This window comes from Flavobacterium sp. HSC-32F16 (genome assembly GCF_024171645.1).
Lineage (GTDB): Bacteria > Bacteroidota > Bacteroidia > Flavobacteriales > Flavobacteriaceae > Flavobacterium.
On sequence record NZ_JALKAC010000001.1, the window covers coordinates 1,271,430 to 1,286,556 of the forward strand.

Below are 15,127 nucleotides of genomic sequence, written 5' to 3' on the forward strand. Positions count from 1 at the left end.
AATGGAATATTTTAGGCGACTGTGCTCCTGCAAATCCTCCAAAAAGTATCAATTGTATCGATGGAAAAGCAAAACTTGTTTTTTAAAATAAAACAGGCAGAATTAGATTTAATTGGTTTCAAACTCAATTTTAAATTCTGCTCCTCTATTTTTACCTTCACTTGCAGCACTTAATTTTCCTTTATTTTTTTCAATAATTTTTTTACATAAATAAAGTCCAATTCCGGTAGAAGATTCATTTGCAGTTCCTAATCGGCTCATTTTGGTAAACTTTTTAAACAATTCTTCTATTTGATGTTTGTCAAAACCAATTCCTTTATCTGTAACCGTTATTATTAAATTCGAGTTTTCCTTGTAAATTCTTGCTTTAATTTCGCTGTCAAAATAAGAGAATTTTACCGCGTTACTAATCAAATTTACGACAACCTGAACCAGAAGGCCTTCATCTATTTTAAGTTTAGCCTCATCTGTCTCAACATTTAAATTAAGCGTTATATTCTTGTCTAATAATCGCTGTTCAACCTGCTCATTAATAAAAGGGAGAATATTTTGAAAAGAAATCGTTCTAAACTCAGGCGTTATTTTTGAAATCTGATCTTGTTCTTTTAATAATTTTATGAAATTTTCGATGTATCGGAATTGTAAATTAGTTGATTCACAAATTAAATCAGCCAGATGTTTTACAGATTCAGACGGGTTTTCGCTTAAAATAAGTTTTGCCAAACCTTGCGGATTTCCGGCAAAATTTTTCAAATCATGCGAAAGCATATAAATTAAATCCTGCTTTTCATTTATGAAACTTTCAGATTCATAAATTGATTCCTGAATGTTACACATCAACAATCCGGCTTCATCAGTATATTCAGTGGGAAGAATAGACAATTTACGGCTGTTTCTGTAATCATCTAAAGATTTTGATGCGATAGAAATAGGTTTTATGAGCTGTTTAAGAACCAAAAGTGTTATTGCAGTCGCTAATAATGTCATTATTAATGAAAAAACAAGAATTGAAGCGGGAGAAATAGTGTGTTCAAAAAAAAGGACAAAAAAAAGGATTCCAATTAATGGAATATGAATTCCTATAAAAGCAACAAATAAGAATTTAAACGCATAACTTTTTTTCAAAAAGCTAATTTGCGAAAGGTTATGATATAATTTCATAAAACATAACAAAACTATAGGTTAGATATTGCAGCTTGGGGCTTAATAGTAAAAACAAAGTTAACTTTTAAAGTTAATTAAACTAACAAATTACACAATTTGACAAAATATTATGAAAATAAAATTTGTAAAAGTTTACAAAGGCTTATTTTTGCGCTATGGGAAGAAAAAATACAGACAAAGTTGTCTTTCATCAAATTCAGGTTCTTGATGCCGGAGCAAAGGGAGTATCAGTAGCAAAAGCTCCTGACGGAAAAGTTATCTTTATTCCAAATGTCGTTCCTGGAGATGTTGTTGATGTACAAACATTCAAAAAAAGAAAAGCCTATTACGAAGGAAAAGCCGTAAAATTTCACGAATTATCCGAACACCGTATCGATCCAATCTGCGATCATTTTGGTGTTTGCGGCGGATGTAAATGGCAGAATATGAAATACAGCCAGCAGTTGTATTACAAACAAAACGAAGTAAAAAATCATTTACAGCGTATTGGAAAAGTTGAATTACCTGAATTTGAAACTATTTTAGGTTCAGACAAACAGTTTTTCTACAGAAATAAAATGGAATTTTCGTTTTCGAACAGCCGTTGGTTAACCGAAAAAGAAATTGGAAGCACGGAAGATTTAGGAAACAGAAATGCTTTAGGATTTCATATTCCGAAAATGTGGGATAAAATTCTGGACATCGAAAAATGTCATTTACAGGAAGATCCTTCAAATGCTATTAGAAACGAAATTAGAGCTTTTGCCAACGAGCACAATTTAGCTTTTTTTAATCCAAGAGAACATTCTGGTCTTTTAAGAACTTTAATGATTCGTACGGCTTCAACCGGCGAAATTATGGTTTTGATTCAGTTTTTTGAAGATGATAAAACAAACCGTGAATTGGTTTTAGATCATATCTACGAAAAGTTTCCGCAGATTACCTCTTTACAATATGTGGTAAATGCCAAACAAAACGATACTATTTACGATCAGGATATAAAGCTTTACAAAGGAAGAGATTATATCTTAGAAGAAATGGAAGGTTTAAAATTCAGCATCAATGCTAAATCTTTCTATCAAACAAATTCTGATCAGGCTTACGAATTATACAAAATAACGCGTGATTATGCCGGATTAACAGGAGAAGAAACCGTTTACGATTTATATACAGGTACAGGAACTATTGCACAATTTGTTTCTAAAAAAGCAAAAAAAGTAATTGGTGTAGAAAGTGTTCCAGAAGCAATCTTAGATGCTAAAGCAAATGCTGAACGCAATAATATTACCAATTGTGAGTTTTTTGTTGGAGACATGAAAGTGGTATTCAACGAAGCTTTTATTGCACAGCATGGTAAACCGGATGTTATTATTACAGACCCGCCTAGAGACGGAATGCACGCTGCCGTTATTGATCAAATTTTAAAAATTGCGCCTAAAAAAGTTGTGTATGTAAGCTGCAATTCTGCAACACAGGCACGTGATTTAGCTTTGATGGATGAAAAATACAAAGTAACACGTGTACGTCCGGTTGATATGTTCCCGCAGACACACCATGTTGAAAATGTTGTACTTTTAGAACTTCGATAATTATAAAACTGTAAATGAAAAAAATAATCTCTCTTTTATTGCTTTTTACTTTTGGCTTGTCCAGCTGTGAGAAAGATGATATTTGCGATGCAAATACACCTACAACTCCCAGACTTGTAATTACATTTTATGATAACGCAGCTCCAACTACACTGAAAACGGTTACCAATTTAAAAGTAGTCGGTGAAGGTAAAGATGATGCTGATGCGATTATTTTTAACGAAAATGGAACTTCGGTAACAAAGTATTTAACAAATGCCAATACCATTTCTTTACCATTAAAAATAGATGCTAAAACAACAACGTATAAGCTTATTTTTAATGCAACAAGTGCAAATCCAAATATAGATGTTTTGACATTTAATTATGCAACTCAAAATGTATATGTTTCGAGAGCCTGCGGTTATAAAACCACTTTTACATTAAATCCGCGTGATAATACAGCCAATTCAGGATTGATAAGAACAGATCCTGCTGGTGACGGTTTCTGGATGCTGAACATTAATGTCTTTAATTCTAATATCGAATTTGAAAATGAAACACACGTTAAAGCATACTTTTAGTCTTTGTTTTCTTTTATCAATGTTTTTGGGATATTCTCAGGTGGTAATAAAAGATACCATAACAGTAAGAGACCTCGATAATCAAAAACCAAAAACTGAAACTGCAAAACCAAAACCTGCGGTTAAAGAGATCAAAAAAGACAGTATTCCTGTAAAAACAGATCGTTATGGTTTAAGAGTGGGTGTCGATTTATATAAACTGACCAGAGCTTTTTATGACAAAGATTATAAAGGAATTGAATTTACAGCAGACTGGCGTTTAACCAAAAAGTATTACATCGCCGCCGAATTAGGTTTTGAAGATAAAACTACTGATGATGATAGATTAAATTCTACAGCTACAGGAACCTATATTAAAGGAGGTTTTGACTATAACTTGTATGACAACTGGCTTGATATGGAAAACCTTATTACGATTGGTTTAAGAGGAGGTTTTAGTTCTTTCAGCCAGGATTTAAACAGTTATAAAATTTATAATCCAAATCCGTATTGGGGAGAACAGCCTGCCGTTTCGGTAAACCAAAAATACAGCGGATTATCTGCTGCATGGCTGGAAGTTGCATTGGGAGTTAAAGCCAAAGTTTTTAATAATGTCTTTGTTGGATTTGGCGTACAGCTTAAACTTTTGGCAATGAACAACAAGCCTTCAGGATTTGATAATCTTTATATTCCGGGTTTCAACAGAACGTATGACGGAAGTTTTGGAGTAGGATTCAACTATACTGTTTCTTATTTCATTCCAATTTACAAGAAAAAAACAATTGTGCCTGAAATAATAAACCAAGCTCCTAAAAAGTAAAGCTTCTTAAATATAAAAAAAGCCCTGAATTTAGAAATTCAGGGCTTTTTTATTTTTTTAAGACAACTGAAATTCAACAGCTGCTTTTGCGTGTATCAAAGTCGTATCAAAAATAGGAACAGATAAATCTCCTTCTTTAATTACTAGCGGAATTTCAGTACATCCTAAAATAATGCCTTCTGCTCCGTTTTTAATCAATTGATCTGCGATTTCTAAATAGCGTTTTTCGTTTCATTGGTTACGATTCCTCTTCCCAATTCTTCAAAAATAGTGTAATGAATAAAATTTTTATCATCCTCGCTTATTGGAATTATAGCTTCGATTCCTTTATCAGCAAGTTTATTTTTAAAAAAGTCAAGTTCCATTGTAAACTTAGTTCCCAATAATCCCACTTTTTTAAGCTGCTGTTTTTGAATTTCCAGAGCTGTTTCAGCAGCAATATGAATAATTGGTAAACCAATTGCTTCCTGAAGTTTATCTGCAATTAAATGCATCGTATTAGCACATAAAACAATAGCTTCTGCCCCGCCCGATTTTAAAAAGTCACATCCTTTAAAAAGCATATTAAAGGTAGAATCCCAATCGTTATTATCGTTGTTTTTCTTAATATCAGCATAATTAAAAGAGTAAACTAAACATTCAGAGAAGTTTAACCCTCCAAGCTTTTCATTTATTCCAAGATTTATAAGTTTGTAATAATCTGTAGTCGAAACCCAGCTTATACCGCCAATAAGTCCTATTTTCTTCATATTGCTGATTTAAAAAAATTATCCAATTTCTCTAATACCTTTTATAAAAATCCATTTCATAAAAAGTTTTTCACCGTCTTTTGTTTTCACGGCCTGAAATTTAGGCGAAATCAAAGTAGCCACAATAAAAGCAGTCATCGGAATCCAAAGTCCTGTTAGACCAGTATACATAGCCACCAAAAATCTTCCTAAAATAAATAAAATTGCGAAACATCCTAATTGATATAGAAATGCTCTTACTTGTAGTTTTGACATTTTTTTTAAAGTTACTAAGGTTCTGAGATGCTAAGGTCCTAAGTTTTCTCTTCTTTGAACTTAACCTCTTAAAACCTGAATTATGATTTATACTTAAAGCTAAATTTCTTAGTGCCTTAGAATCTTATTGCTGAAATTTCGTTCTCTTACTTCCTTCGTACATTTCGTATTTTACCAAACGTGCTTCAAGACTTCCGTTAAAAAGTTTGATTTTTCTTGATGGTTTTAATCCAACGAATTTTAAAGCTTCCAGATTTGCTGTGATGAACCAGGCATTTGTTCCAGGATAATTTTTCTTTAAAGTATCACCTATATTTTTGTAAAATTCTTCCATATGAATATCCAAACGTTCATCATATGGTGGATTAAAAACAATATGAAGTTTTCCTTCAACCGTTTTTTCGGTATCAAAAAAGTTATCTTCCTGAATCGTTATATAATCTTCAAGATTGGCATTTTTAATATTATCTTTTGCTTTGCTAACGGCACTTGGTGCTTTATCAAAACCTTTTATTGTATAATGAAACTCTCTTGTTTTCTTCATTAAACTGTCAACGATTGTATCAAATAAATCATTATCCCAGTCTTTCCATTTCTCAAAAGCAAACTCCTTACGGTTAATGTTTGCCGGAATATTGCAGGCAATCATTGCAGCTTCGGCAAGAAAAGTTCCAGAACCACACATTGGATCTAAAAAATGAGTTTGTCCATCCCAGCCTGATAATAATAGAATTCCAGCTGCTAAAACCTCGTTTATAGGTGCAATATTAGTTGCTGTTCTATAACCGCGCTGATGAAGTGAATTTCCAGAAGTATCCAAAGCAACCGAAACCTGATCTTTATCGATATGAACATTAATTCTTAAATCCGGATATTGTTTATCAATACTTGGCCGCTGTCCAGTTCTTTCTCTAAACTGGTCAACAATAGCATCTTTACATTTTTGAGAAACAAATTCAGAATGATTAAAATAAGTCGAATGCACCGTTGCATCAATAACAAAAGTCTGGTTGGCATTTAGCAGTTTCGACCAGTTTATGCCCGAAATTCCTTTGTATAATGCCTGTTCGTTATTAGCTCTAAAAGAATAAATTGGTTTTAAGACTTTAAGGGCCGTTCTAAGCGATAAATTAGCTTTATACATAAAACCTTTATCCCCTTTAAAACTTACCATTCTTACGCCTTTTTCAACATCCTGAGCCCCAAGCGCAAGCAATTCTTTCTCTAATATCTCTTCAAAGCCAAAAAAACATTTGGCTATCATTCTAAAATTTTCTTCCATCTTTATTTTTGTATTAAAAAACAACTCCAATCACAGACACACTGCAGTGCATCTTTACCATTTATTTAGGTATCCTCGCGAAATAGTTATTTTTCGGCAAAAATACACTAAATTTGCCGGACTTTATATTAATTGAAATAGAATAAATGTCTGACGCAACGAACTCATCAACACCAAATCAGGATAGAAATACCGAAAACTGGTTTACATCATGGTTTGATACTCCATATTATCACATCTTATACAAGGATAGAAACTATAGAGAAGCTCAGATTTTCATGGATAATTTAACGCATTACTTAAATCTTCCTGAAAAAGCGAAAGTGCTTGATTTAGCCTGCGGAAAAGGACGCCATTCTATTTACCTAAACCAATTAGGTTATAACGTTTTAGGTGCTGATTTATCTGAAAACAGCATTGCCGAAGCCAGTAAAAACAGCAACGAACACCTTCATTTTAAAGTGCACGATATGCGCGAACCTTTTGAAGAAAAATTCGATGCTATTTTTAATCTTTTTACCAGTTTTGGTTACTTCGAAAACGACGAAGACAACCTGACAACTCTTAAAGCAGTCAAAGAAAGTTTATCCGAATATGGTTTTGCCGTGATCGATTTCATGAACGTAACTCAGGTAATTGAAACTCTGGTTCCCGAAGAAATAAAAACCGTTGACGAAATTGATTTTCATATTAAAAGATATGTTGAAGACGGACATATTTTAAAAGAAATTGACTTTGAAGACCAAGGCAGAAAATATCATTTTACTGAAAAAGTAAAAGCGTTAACCTTAAAAGATTTTCAGGATTTAATGGACGAAGCAGGAATTTATCTTTTAGATATTTTTGGAGATTACAAGCTTAAAAAATTCCATAAAACCGAAAGCGAAAGATTAATCATGATTTTTAAATAGGTTTAATTGGTAAACCGTTTATTTGTTTAACCGTTAAACAAATACAGCGATTAAACAATAAAAAAAACGATTAAACAAACTAAAAATGAACTATTTACTACCCTTATTTTCTGTACTTTTAGGATATAGTGTGGCTTTGTTTATAAAACCAGAAAACAAAAGCAATTTAAAATTACTGCTCGCATTCAGCGGTTCATTTTTGTTATCGTTAACTGTAATGCATCTTCTGCCCGAAGTTTACAGCACTCACAATCATAAAATTGGTGTGTTTATAATGGTGGGGATTTTATTTCAGATCATTTTGGAATTTTTCTCAAAAGGAGCCGAACACGGACACGTTCACGGCCATGCAAAAATGACGCAGATTCCGTGGTTACTTTTCATCAGTTTATGCATTCATGCCTTTTTAGAAGGTTTTCCGGTAAGTCACCATCACGATTTAGCTGTTGGAATTGCCATTCATCATTTGCCAATTGCCGTGATTTTAACCACTTTTTTCATCAATGCCGATCTTAACAAAAAAGCCATTTTTGCTTTTATGCTCACTTTCGCTGTTATGACACCGCTTGGAACAGTGGCATCTGAATATCTCCCAATTTTAAACGATTATTATACAGAAATAACCGCAATCGTAATTGGTATTTTATTCCATATTTCGTCAACCATTATTTTTGAAAGCAGCGAAGGACATAAATTTAATATCGCCAAAGTTTCGATGATCGTTCTCGGAATCCTATTGGCATTCTTTTTATAATCTGGGCGATTTAATAAAAAAATGCTCCAGAGAAGCAGAATATATATAGCAATTATTTACCCCTGATTTTAAGCTCCAGAGGAGCGAACATACATTATTTAAAAATATGCCGCTCCTCTGGAGCTTTGAATTATCTAATTATCAAATCGACTAATTCTCTAATTATTTCCCAGTTCGTTTTTTCTCCTCTTTATTTCCAAAATCGCGTTCCTGAACTTTAATTTTCTTATTCCCAAAATTATAAGTTACAGATAATCTGGCAAATCTGTTACTTTCATTTTGACTGTAAACCTGAGTTACGCCGTTTACAATCGATTTATACCCTTTTAAATACGAAGTATTAAAAATATCATTAACCAAAAAAGTCAACTGTAAATTGTTTTTCAGGAAACTTTGTCTTACCGATAGATTCAAACCCGACATATACCCTATTTCATACAAACCTTTTTTGAAAGGCGAACTGTAAAAATATTCCAATTGCAGTTTTGTAGTTTCACGCAGCGAAAAAGTATTTTCGGTTGTAAAATAAACTTGTTCAGTATTTGACGGAACCGCATTTATATTCGAAATAAATGAAGTTTTTGAACCCAAAAGATAAATCGAAGTCTGCGTTTCAAACCAGCTTGTAACTTCAGCCGAATAACTTTCTCCAATTCCAAAGGAACTTTCATCAAAATAATTTTCTCTTGTTATAACCTGCGTATTAATTTCAGGATCAGAAGTAAAAACAACACCGTAACCATTCGTCATTCTGTTAAAGAAAATATTAGTTCTTAAATTCTTTTTAAATGAATACGTAAAATCAAAATTATTGCTAAAAGAAGGTCTTAAAAACGGATTTCCTTCTGAATAACTATTACTATTAATGTAAGATCGAAACGGATTTAATAATCCAAAACCCGGACGATTAATACGTTTTCCGTAAGTAAAATTAAAACCGTGATTGTCATTCAATTGATAATCCAGATACACGCTTGGAAACAATTTTAAATACTCATTTTTTACTTCCTGATTTAAAGTTTCAGAATAACCGTTTGTCTGCGTATTTTCTAATCTTAAACCCAATTGAACAGAGAATTTATCGTTTAATTTCTTGTTGCCATTAATATAAACCGCCTGATTATTCTCTTTATATTCAAACACATTCGACTGATTTGGATCTAAAACTTCGTTTCCAGAAATAGTATTGTAATAAAACACATCACTGTTGCTTTTTATAAAACTTACTTTTCCTCCGTAAGACAAATCAAAAGCTTTCATTGGATGTTCCATATCCGCTTTTAAACTAAAATTATCAATATTCTGGTTTGAGTTATTTCGCGCTGATTGATTGGTATTTTGATATGTTCCGCCTGTCGAGTAGGATTTGGCAACGAAGTTTTTATCGAATTTTGAATCGTAAGAGAAATAATCTAAATCAACGCTGACTTTTCTTCCAATTGAATCTAATTTTGAAATTAAATGCGCATTATAAGTCTGACTTCCTGAATATTTATCATTAAAACCTTTATTAACCAACAGCGAATCAACTGAATTTGAAGAATTAAAAATCTTGATAACCGTATTCGAATTCATATCAGGATTGTAACTTTCGTTTAAATATTGAAACCCGATTGTCGTTTTGTCCGAAACATCATAATCTAAAGAAAAACGGCCAGAAATACTGTTTTCTTTCTGTCTAGAAACATCTCTTAATTCCCAAAGTCCAGTTGGATAATAAATATCTAAATCTTCTGTATTGTTTGTATTTCCAATACGCCCGTTGCCACTGAAAGCAAATCGGAATTTATTTTTGTTGTAGAAAAAGCTGTTTCTTAAAGTATAAATTCCGTACTTATTTTGGTCGTAAGACATTGTTGTCGCGTTTTTCCATGAATCGCGCATTCCTTTTTTCAAAATAATATTGATAATGCCGCCTGTTCCATTCGCCTCATATTTTGCCGGCGGATTTGCTATAACCTCAATACTTTTAATATCATTTGCCGAAATTGCTTTCAGGAAACTATTCAATTCTTCACCGGATAATTCAATCATTCTGCCATCGATCATGATTCTTGATGTGCCTTTGCCTAAAATATTGATTGTACTGTTCTTTACTACAACGCCTGGTGCTGTATTTATTGCTGCAAGCGCATCTCCCCCAGCAACCGAAATATTATTTTCTACATTATAAACTACACGATCGATTTTCTGTTCTACCGTTTTCTTTTTGTTTTTAATCACAACTTCTCCCAAATGGGTTGTTGTTTCTTTCAAAATAAGAATTCCTAAATCGGTATCTTTTTCTATCGAAATTTCTTTTTCATATTCTGAAAATCCCAAAAGACTGATTCCAATTTTATAAATTCCTTTTTTAAGATTGATTTCAAAAGTTCCGTCTTGTTTCGTTGTTGTTCCATCGATTATTTTTCCTTCTGAATTGAATATGGAAACATCTGCCCATTGCAAATTTGCAGTTTCATTTGACACTTTCCCTTTTAATTTTAAAGTTGACTGCGCTAAACAAAACAAAGGCAATAATAAAAAGATAAGGAGATTTGACTTTTTCATAATTTCTAATTTTAACTTGTTCGATTAATTTGAAGCAAAGTTGCCTTAGAAAATCTCCCTGCGCGACCGACAAAAAAAAGTCGAACCATTTTCTAATCCCGAAATTGGTTCGACTTTATTGGTTATGAAGTACGACTTTTTACAAAATACTCACTTTCAACTGTTTCTATAAGCTGTTGGCGTTAAATTGGTATATTTTTTAAAAGAAGTATTAAACGATGATTTTGAATTAAAACCCACTTCATATAAGATTTCTAAAACTGTGAGATCTTTTTTAAAGGGATTTTTTAAAATATTCATGGCTTTTTGAATGCGATATTCGTTTACAAAATCAAAAAAATGCTGATCGATATGATGATTAATCAAAACCGACAAATCCCGAACTGGAATATTAATTTGATTGGCCAATTCCTGTATAGTAAGCGACGGATCGAGATAAGGTTCGTTCTCCGTCATATATTGCCTTAAAACCGATATTTGAGAGTTAATCAAATCATTTTGAACGTTTCCAGTTTCTGTTTTTTGTTCGCCTTCCGGCAGAATATCTTTTGCCAGCTTCAATTTAGAATTTATTCCCCTAAAAAGTTCCGGATGATTTAAAGCTTTCATTATAAACCAGCAGGTAATCAATAAAGCAATGCTCCCAACTAAAACATTGGCCCAAATAAAGGTTTCATTAAAATCAGTGTATCGCAATAAAGTTTTTAAAACGACAATAATATGTGCAATAAGGAAAACCGTAGTCATTTGAAAAAGCCATTTGTAAGTTGAAAAACCGGTATTGGCATAATTCTCTAAATAAAGTTCTTTGTATTTCTTTAAAATTAAAAACACACCTACAATATAAAATATGTACTGAATCTCTACAATTGAATGAAAAATCAACATTTCAGGCATTTGATTGTGTACTTTAAAAAACAGAATTTTCTCTAGTTCACCAGCCAGATAAAATCTTGGAACAAAAATTAAATTAACAGCCAGAAATGGAAATGTATGCCATAAATGTTTCCATTGTAATCGAAAATCAGAATAACATACCGCGAGTACAAATAAATAAAACAGAGGCATTCCTAATAGGCAGGTAGTCCATCTAAAAACTTCTACATCTAATTGTCCATCAATAAATTCATAGAAAAAAAAGCCGCTAAGATCAATCGCAGATAAAATGAAAAAGAAAGCAAATAAACGGTTAGCGAGTTTATTTTCGGTTTTTACAGTAAATAAAAAAAAAGCCAGAAGCATGGAAACAAAAACAGCTATCCAGGCAATACCATTCAAAAAACTTAGTTTATCCATTTGTTTACAAATATTAAACAAATATAATATTTTAGTTTTTGTAACAAAGCTTCATGAAAACCGTCCTTATAGAGAAAAAATAGAAGAAAAAAAAGAGTATAAATCTTTGAGACTTTGCGAGATTGAGATAAAAAATATTAATTTTGACTGGTCTAAATAACACTAAAATGACATTTACGAAAACTACTGAACTAGCATCAAAATATGAGCATTTGGAAAAAATGTCTGTTCATGAATTGCTGGAGAATATTAATCAAGAAGACAAAACTGTTCCGTTTGCAGTCGAAAAAGCCTTACCCCAAATTGAAGCTTTGATACCACAAATAGTAACAAAACTAAAATTAGGCGGTCGTTTATTTTACATAGGCGCCGGAACATCCGGCCGTCTGGGCGTTGTAGATGCTTCTGAATGTCCTCCTACTTTTGGTGTTCCTTTTGATTTAGTAAATGGCATAATTGCAGGCGGTGATACTGCTATTCGTCGTGCGGTAGAAAATGCCGAAGATAATGCAACGCAAGCCTGGATTGATTTACAAGCTCATAATATCAATCAAAATGATGTGGTTATTGGGATTGCCGCTTCTGGAACAACTCCGTATGTTATAGGAGGTTTGGAAACTTGTAACCAAAAGAATATTGTTACGGGTTGTATAACCAATAATGCAGGAAGTCCGCTGGCATTAACGGCAAAATTCCCTATTGAAGTTGTAGTCGGCCCAGAATTTGTTACCGGAAGTTCCAGAATGAAGGCCGGAACCGCTCAAAAATTGGTTTTAAATATGATCTCGACTGCATCGATGATTCAGCTTGGAAAAGTAAAAGGCAACAAAATGGTCGACATGCAGTTAAGTAACATAAAACTGGTTGATCGAGGCGTAAAAATGATTATGGGAGAAATTCCTGTTTCTTATGATGAAGCTTCGGATTTATTGAAAAAATATGGCAGTGTGAGAAATGCTGTCGACAATTATAGTAAGTAAAAGGTTTTCTGTAAAATGTGAAATGCATCTTTAACCGAAGATCGCAAGGGTTTTACACAAAGTGTGCAAAGATTTTCAAACATGAAACTTGAAACAAAGAAAACCTGAAACAAATTTTAAAAATGGCAACAAACAAGGAATTATTAGGAAAAGGAATTAAATATCTAACAGGCGCTCTGCCTTTAATGTTTATTGGGCCATCGTTGATTTACAATGCCTTTATGAACCAGCATACAAATTGGCATTACTTAGTTTTAGGAATTGGAATTGTCGCTTGTTTGAGCTCTATGGTTTTGATTTTCTTAGGATTGAAAATCATTATGAAGGGTATATTTAATGACTAAATCTGCTATATAATACAAACGCGACAGGTTTTAAAAACCTGTCGCGTTTACTATAATCAAAAACATTAGCTTAAAGAAATGGAAGAAATAATTCACATTCAGAAAACATTTGAGAAAGTTGTTTATATCGATAAAAAAATAAACAATCGGGAGTTTGAAGATTGTGTTTTTAAAAACTGTGATTTTTCGAATAGTAATTTTAACTCCAATTCTTTTTTAGACTGCGAATTTATTGACTGTAACTTATCTATGACAAGTTTAGCAGGAACGAGTTTAAAAAATGTGACTTTTAAAAACTGTAAACTTCTTGGAATCGCTTTTAATGAATGTGACGATTTTTTATTTCAGGTATATTTTGAAGATTGCACTTTAGATTATGCTGTTTTTTCAAACAAAAAAATGCCAAAAACAAAATTTATTAATTCTTCAGTTCGCGAAGTGACTTTTGTCGGGACTAATTTAACGAGTTCTGTTTTTGACAATTGCAACTTAGACGGAGCTATTTTTAATGAAACACAATTGGCAGCAGTCGATTTTAGAACGGCTTACAATTATAAAATTGATCCTGAATTTAATGCCATGCGAAAAGCCCAATTCTCAACTCAGGGAATTGTAGGTCTTTTAGATAAATACGATATTAAAATTGTGTAGAAAATTCCAATAATTAACGAATTTGCACGAATTATGATTTTTTAATCATTTTGAACCGTCATATAAATTTGTGTAATTCGTGGCAAGAAAAATATAGTCATGAACTTAACTGAATCCTATTTAGAAAGCGTTAAAAAGCAGTTTTTATATTATAAAATGCTGGGAGAAAAAGCAATGAACCAACTAGAACCGGAACAGCTTTTTGCCGCCATAAATGAAGACACAAACAGCATTGCCACAATTGTAAAACACATTTCAGGCAATATGCTTTCGCGTTGGACGGATTTCTTAACGTCTGACGGTGAAAAAGAATGGAGAAACAGAGATGCTGAATTTGAAAATGATCTACAATCAAAAGAAGAAGTTTTTGAACTTTGGAACAAAGGCTGGAATTGTTTAGAAAATGCTTTGGAGAATTTAAACCCTGAACAGCTTTCGGATATTATTTATATTAGAAACGAAGGCCACACGGTTATTGAAGCTATAAACAGACAATTGGCTCATTATCCATATCATGTGGGTCAGATTGTTTTTTATGCCAAACAACTGAAAAATACTTCTTGGGAAAGTTTATCAATTCCGAAGAATAAATCGGGAAATTATAACGCCGAAAAGTTTGCCAAAGAAAAAGAAATCAAGAACTTTACCGATGATGAATTAAAGAGATTGAAATAATCATTTTCTCTATAAAGAATGAACAATCTTTTGAAAATGATACTTCTAGCCCTGATAGAAGCGGCATCCTTTTGTGGCGGGGTTCGCCACAAAAGGATGCCGCTTCCATCAGGAAACAGCTCCTAAAACAACTTATTTAAAATGAAAAAAATATTATTCTTATTTCCGGTACTGGCCTTAGTTTCCTGTTATAATGCCGAACACAATTGCAAGGATTTCAAAAACGGAAAATTTAAATTTGAATTTGAAGTAAACGGCGTAAAAAAAGTAACTTTTTTTGAACGCAAAGACAGCATTGAAATTGAAACTTTTGAAGGAAAAACAGATACTTCGACCATACGCTGGGTTAGCGACTGCGAATATGTACTGCAAAAAAAACACCCAAAAAACATGGCCGAAGAAAAGGCTATCAGCATGAAAATTTTAACGACTGCAAAAGATTCATATACATTTGAATTTGGAATGGTTGGTTCTGAAGAAAAACAACGAGGTAAAGTTTTTAAAGTTGAGTAAAAGTTAAAGTTCCATAATTGGAACTTTTTTTATGACGCAAAAATACTAAGACACAAAGTTTTTTATTCTAACA

At 32.5% G+C, this 15,127-nt stretch carries 17 protein-coding genes; 10 read left to right on the forward strand and 7 right to left on the reverse strand.

Annotation, left to right across the window (positions count from 1 at the left end; all coding sequences use genetic code 11):
• Positions 1–108 precede the first annotated feature (108 nt).
• Positions 109–987, reverse strand: a complete 879-nt coding sequence (locus L1276_RS05595) for a sensor histidine kinase KdpD (protein ID WP_253786043.1) — start codon at positions 985–987, stop codon at positions 109–111.
• Between the two features lie 332 nt (positions 988–1,319).
• Here L1276_RS05595 and rlmD point away from each other — a divergent pair, with 332 nt between their 5' ends.
• The 3 genes from rlmD to L1276_RS05610 are packed head-to-tail and all read left to right on the forward strand — an operon-like array spanning position 1,320 to position 4,094.
• Complete coding sequence (gene rlmD / locus L1276_RS05600; protein ID WP_253786044.1) at positions 1,320–2,732, forward strand: 23S rRNA (uracil(1939)-C(5))-methyltransferase RlmD; 1,413 nt, start codon at positions 1,320–1,322, stop codon at positions 2,730–2,732.
• Positions 2,733–2,746: 14 nt separating this feature from the next.
• Positions 2,747–3,295, forward strand: a complete 549-nt coding sequence (locus L1276_RS05605; protein WP_253786045.1) for a DUF6452 family protein — start codon at positions 2,747–2,749, stop codon at positions 3,293–3,295.
• Entirely contained in the window at positions 3,267–4,094 is an 828-nt protein-coding gene (locus L1276_RS05610) for a DUF6048 family protein (RefSeq protein ID WP_253786046.1), read from the forward strand. The genes L1276_RS05605 and L1276_RS05610 overlap by 29 nt, the downstream gene beginning before the upstream one ends.
• A gap of 57 nt (positions 4,095–4,151) precedes the next feature.
• Here L1276_RS05610 and L1276_RS05615 read toward each other — a convergent pair whose 3' ends face one another.
• The 4 genes from L1276_RS05615 to L1276_RS05630 form a co-directional block, all read right to left on the reverse strand.
• Positions 4,152–4,292 (reverse strand): aspartate/glutamate racemase family protein, encoded by a 141-nt coding sequence (locus tag L1276_RS05615; RefSeq protein ID WP_253786047.1) that lies wholly within the window; start codon positions 4,290–4,292, stop codon positions 4,152–4,154.
• Positions 4,293–4,306: 14 nt separating this feature from the next.
• Complete coding sequence (locus L1276_RS05620) at positions 4,307–4,843, reverse strand: aspartate/glutamate racemase family protein (protein WP_253786048.1); 537 nt, start codon at positions 4,841–4,843, stop codon at positions 4,307–4,309.
• Positions 4,844–4,861: 18 nt separating this feature from the next.
• Positions 4,862–5,098, reverse strand: a complete 237-nt coding sequence (locus tag L1276_RS05625; RefSeq protein WP_253786049.1) for a hypothetical protein — start codon at positions 5,096–5,098, stop codon at positions 4,862–4,864.
• 124 nt (positions 5,099–5,222) lie between these two features.
• The gene (locus L1276_RS05630) at positions 5,223–6,380 is read right to left on the reverse strand and encodes a class I SAM-dependent RNA methyltransferase (RefSeq protein WP_253786050.1); all 1,158 of its coding nucleotides are present in this window, start codon (positions 6,378–6,380) and stop codon (positions 5,223–5,225) included.
• A gap of 146 nt (positions 6,381–6,526) precedes the next feature.
• On the opposite strand from L1276_RS05630, the gene L1276_RS05635 reads away from it, so the two are divergent.
• Together L1276_RS05635 and L1276_RS05640 are read left to right on the forward strand one after the other, a co-directional pair.
• Positions 6,527–7,291, forward strand: a complete 765-nt coding sequence (locus L1276_RS05635; protein WP_253786051.1) for a class I SAM-dependent methyltransferase — start codon at positions 6,527–6,529, stop codon at positions 7,289–7,291.
• Between the two features lie 85 nt (positions 7,292–7,376).
• On the forward strand, positions 7,377–8,045 hold the full coding sequence (locus tag L1276_RS05640; protein WP_253786052.1) for a ZIP family metal transporter: 669 nt from the start codon (positions 7,377–7,379) through the stop codon (positions 8,043–8,045).
• A 162-nt stretch (positions 8,046–8,207) separates the two neighbouring features.
• Here the strand turns inward: L1276_RS05640 and L1276_RS05645 are convergent, their stop codons facing one another.
• A complete protein-coding gene (locus L1276_RS05645; protein WP_253786053.1) occupies positions 8,208–10,595 on the reverse strand; it encodes a TonB-dependent receptor domain-containing protein in 2,388 nt (795 codons plus the stop codon).
• Between the two features lie 156 nt (positions 10,596–10,751).
• Positions 10,752–11,891, reverse strand: a complete 1,140-nt coding sequence (locus tag L1276_RS05650) for an AraC family transcriptional regulator (RefSeq protein WP_253786054.1) — start codon at positions 11,889–11,891, stop codon at positions 10,752–10,754.
• Between the two features lie 167 nt (positions 11,892–12,058).
• Between L1276_RS05650 and murQ the strand changes: the two genes are divergently transcribed.
• The 5 genes from murQ to L1276_RS05675 all read left to right on the forward strand — a co-directional run bounded on the left by murQ (position 12,059) and on the right by L1276_RS05675 (position 15,054).
• Positions 12,059–12,871 (forward strand): N-acetylmuramic acid 6-phosphate etherase, encoded by an 813-nt coding sequence (gene murQ / locus L1276_RS05655; protein ID WP_253786055.1) that lies wholly within the window; start codon positions 12,059–12,061, stop codon positions 12,869–12,871.
• Positions 12,872–12,993: 122 nt separating this feature from the next.
• Positions 12,994–13,215: a DUF6095 family protein gene (locus L1276_RS05660; RefSeq protein WP_253786056.1), complete on the forward strand. Its 222-nt coding sequence runs from the start codon at positions 12,994–12,996 to the stop codon at positions 13,213–13,215.
• A 78-nt stretch (positions 13,216–13,293) separates the two neighbouring features.
• Positions 13,294–13,866, forward strand: a complete 573-nt coding sequence (locus L1276_RS05665; RefSeq protein ID WP_253786057.1) for a pentapeptide repeat-containing protein — start codon at positions 13,294–13,296, stop codon at positions 13,864–13,866.
• Positions 13,867–13,965: 99 nt separating this feature from the next.
• Positions 13,966–14,541, forward strand: coding sequence for a DUF1572 family protein (locus L1276_RS05670; RefSeq protein ID WP_253786058.1), 576 nt, complete (start codon positions 13,966–13,968; stop codon positions 14,539–14,541).
• Positions 14,542–14,682: 141 nt separating this feature from the next.
• Entirely contained in the window at positions 14,683–15,054 is a 372-nt protein-coding gene (locus L1276_RS05675) for a DNA topoisomerase IV (RefSeq protein ID WP_253786059.1), read from the forward strand.
• The last annotated feature ends 73 nt before the right edge of the window (positions 15,055–15,127 follow it).